This window comes from Mesorhizobium kowhaii, from assembly GCF_042431665.1.
Classification (GTDB): domain Bacteria; phylum Pseudomonadota; class Alphaproteobacteria; order Rhizobiales; family Rhizobiaceae; genus Mesorhizobium; species Mesorhizobium kowhaii.
The window spans coordinates 1-3,356 of the sequence record NZ_JBHLYT010000056.1 but is presented as its reverse complement, the minus strand read 5'-3'; the positions used below and the strand labels follow the sequence as shown (position 1 = coordinate 3,356).

3 protein-coding genes and 1 pseudogene are annotated in these 3,356 nt (G+C 59.1%); 3 read left to right on the top strand and 1 reads right to left on the bottom strand.

Going from position 1 to position 3,356, the window contains the following annotated elements; genetic code table 11:
* From ACFFNA_RS32810 to ACFFNA_RS32800, 3 genes are all read left to right on the top strand, one after another.
* Positions 1-994, top strand: a 994-nt coding sequence (locus ACFFNA_RS32810; protein WP_378923920.1) for a Ulp1 family isopeptidase, incomplete at its 5' end; no start/stop codon positions are given.
* 176 nt (positions 995-1,170) lie between these two features.
* Positions 1,171-1,887, top strand: a complete 717-nt coding sequence (locus tag ACFFNA_RS32805) for a hypothetical protein (protein ID WP_095088709.1) — start codon at positions 1,171-1,173, stop codon at positions 1,885-1,887.
* Between the two features lie 208 nt (positions 1,888-2,095).
* Positions 2,096-2,605: an IS110 family transposase gene (locus ACFFNA_RS32800; protein ID WP_378923919.1), complete on the top strand. Its 510-nt coding sequence runs from the start codon at positions 2,096-2,098 to the stop codon at positions 2,603-2,605.
* 648 nt (positions 2,606-3,253) lie between these two features.
* On the opposite strand, the pseudogene ACFFNA_RS32795 reads toward ACFFNA_RS32800, so the two are convergent.
* A pseudogene (locus ACFFNA_RS32795) lies at positions 3,254-3,356 on the bottom strand (IS5/IS1182 family transposase); the annotation flags it as partial.

The window sequence follows — 3,356 nt, the reverse complement described above, 5'->3', positions numbered from 1 at the left end:
GCCCACGCCATCCGAATTGCGCGACGATGCTCACTTTGCGCCAGCGCACTCTGCCAAGGCCCGTTCAGACACCTATGGCGGTCTTGAGTCAATCGTTGATCTGAATGCGCCCACGCCATCCGAATTGCGCGACGATGCTCACTTCGCGCCAGCGCACTCTGCCAAGGCTCGCTCAGACACCTACGGGGGTCTTGAGTCAATCGTTGATCTGAATGCGCCCACGCCATCCGAATTGCGCGACGATGCTCACTTTGCGCCAGCGCACTCTGCCAAGGCCCGCTCAGACACCTACGGCGGTCTTCCATTGGTTGATCTGACAAGGCCCACGCCATCCGGATTACGCGACGAGGTTAATTCTGTGCGGGCATTCTCGACCACCTCCTCCGATGCTCAGATCGGGGCTTTGGATCCGAAAGCCTCGTCCCACGACCGCGGGGTGGTGCTCGGGGACACGCAATGGCTGGGCGACAGGCATATCCTCACGGATTACCAGCTCCTGGCGCAGGAGTTGCAGGGGACCAATCCGAGTCTCGCCGCCCGGACGCGGTTCGTGGATCCCCTCGTAGCCTTTCAGCTGAACTGGGGCGACACGCTAAGTACATTCCACAGTATCGTCCATAATCGGCAGGGTAACGATACAGCCGACTTCCTGTTCCTGCCAGTGAATAATGCCCATGTTTCAGATCCTAATCAACGCGGCAGCCATTGGTCGCTGCTGTTCGTTGATCGCAGCGACCGGCAAAAGCCGGTCGCCTATCACTACGACTCCGCGCAAGGATACAACGCCCGGCCTGCAGAACAGCTCGCAGGACGGCTGGGCGCCCGCCTGGAGTCACCCCTCATGGCCCAGCAGCAGAACAGCTATGATTGCGGCGTCTTTGTCGTGGACGGTATGCGTGAGCTGGTTAGGCGATTGGCGCAAGGAGGGCATTCTATCCACCTGGACCAGCTCGTCGCCGATCGGCAGGCACTGCAAAACCGACTCAGGAGTTGATGTCGGCTTCTGCTGATAGAGCTGGCTGAGGCGACTCTCGCCGACACCAGCCAGCGAAGGACACGCGCGAATGCGAGCTTGAGAAGTTGCATGCTCAGATCGGCCAGCTGACGATCGAGCGTGATCTTAGACTAGCCCCGACCTGTACAGTCTGTTTTACAGAGGATTTCATAGCCATGTTCTTCCGGTCCTTGTTACTCGTCCGCCTCCTCGCCTTTGGCAGCTCAGCCGCCATCGTGCCGGGCACGCAAACTACCATGGCGCAGAATCTGTCCACTCCGTCGCCATGGCCGGACACGCCGACATCACGACTGGAAGCTCTTGCAGTCCTTCAAGCCCTGAATGCCGATCTCCTCAGCAATGCCAGTGCTACGCTGACACTTGATCGCTGGTGCGCAACACACAAGCTGGCGCCGGAAGGCTCGAAGATCGTGGCTCATCGTGTACATGGTCAAGACAAGCCGGCGGATGTCCATATCCGTAAGCTACTTGCCGTAGGCTCGGACGAACCCATAGCCTATCGGCGCGTTCGTCTGGCCTGCGGCGAGCACGTCCTGTCCGAGGCGGACAACTGGTACGTGCCGGCAAGGCTGACGGCCGAGATGAACAAGGCGCTCGATACGAGCGATATAGCATTCGGTCGAGCCGTTCAGGCTCTAAATTTCAGTCGCACGAACCTATCGGCGAAGCTGCTTTGGTCCCCTCTCTCGAAAGGATGGGAAATGCAAACCAGCCTGCCGGCTTCCGGTACTGGATCTCTTGTCCCTCCCCCTTTCCTTCTCGAACATCACGCCGTGCTCAAACTACCGGATGGCGTGCCATTCAGTGCATTGATCGAAAGCTATACCAGCCGCGTGCTGGATTTCCCGGCTCCGCGTCCGTCTTCGCAATAGGCACTCTCCTGCTGCGAACATGAGCCGTCGGTCGGGCACTGCCCGGAAATAAAAAGCCATGTAGTTCGAGCGATCTGAACGCGTATAGAGGTTGTTTCAGCACGGTGGAGACTGGCCACTATCCCGGATAGCTTGATCTCCGGCCGCCGCGTCGCCCGCGAACCCACTATTACATCCCATACATGAGGTTGCTGCTCCCATCGGCGGAATGAGGCCATCTGCCCTGGTTTGTCGAAGACCTAAGGAGAGCAGCGATGGAATATTACGTTGGAGTGGACGTCAGTCTCAAGAGCACGCACATCTGCATTATGGTCAGGATCGACAGGTGGTGTGGCGCGGGAGCGCGGACACGCAGCCGTCAATGATCGCGGAGCGGCTGAAAAGATGGAACGGTCATCTTGCGAAAGTCGGCCTTGAGACAGGCTCGATGACGCCTTGGCTCTACCACGAGCTGAAGGATCTGGGTTTTCCGGTCATCTGCATGGATGCGCGGCGTGCTGCAGATGCCCTGAAGGCGCGGCCTGAGAAGACGGACAAGGCGGATGCGCAGGCGCTTGCCGAGATACTGGCAAGCGGTTTGTATTCTGCGGTGCATGTGAAGACCATGGAAAGCCACCGGCTGAAGGCGTTGCTTGGCGCGCGTGAGCAACTGGTCAATGTCAAGCGCCAGCTTTACGGGCAGGTCCGTGGGCTCCTGCGCAACAGCAGCCAAATGTAGAGAACGCAGCAGCGAAATGTAGAGAACCATTGGTCATAATGATTGACCGACATGCAAAATCGCCGCGCTGGTGGTCGAGATGAAAACCCAGATCCGCCTGCACCTGCCGACCTCCTGCCCCGACCAGCGCATCCTGCGCATCGTCCTCAATCGCATTGCGCGGCTCGTGACATAGCCGACGGGGCGCAGACGTCCCGAAACAAACCCGCCAACCGCAACCTGCAAACCCAGCCCTCCATCACGACGGATCATCGCCGGCGCCTGACGAGGGTTGTCAAAACGCACCGCAACGGCGACCTGATCACCGCCTCAGGCCGCCAAAAGCTCATCGCCGTGCATCAAGGCGGCTAGCATTCGGTGGTTTTTGAAAGCAGCCCGTCTTGATTGACGGTCTTTCGGCAATTCCGGATCACGGTCCGATCCTCTGATCCCAGATTTGTCGGGTGCTACGTCGGGCATGACCGTCCCTCGAAGGGGCTCCCGGGCAGGCTCCCCGCGCCTCGTGGCCTCTTTTTTGCTGTCGCCTCTGCAAGCGTGAATCAACCCGGATCATTCGACCGGGTTGGCCGAACCTTGGCGCCTTCGGGAAATTGTCTTGCGCCGTACAGAGAGCGCAGCCCTTGTAGTTGGCCAGGGTCTGCAGAAAATCTAGGCCGCAGACTCATAATGCCGCAACCAGATGCGAACTGAAGCGAGTTTGATTGCTGCGAGAAAGTTGAGCGGGTCTCGGTCGTATCGTGTGGCGATTCCC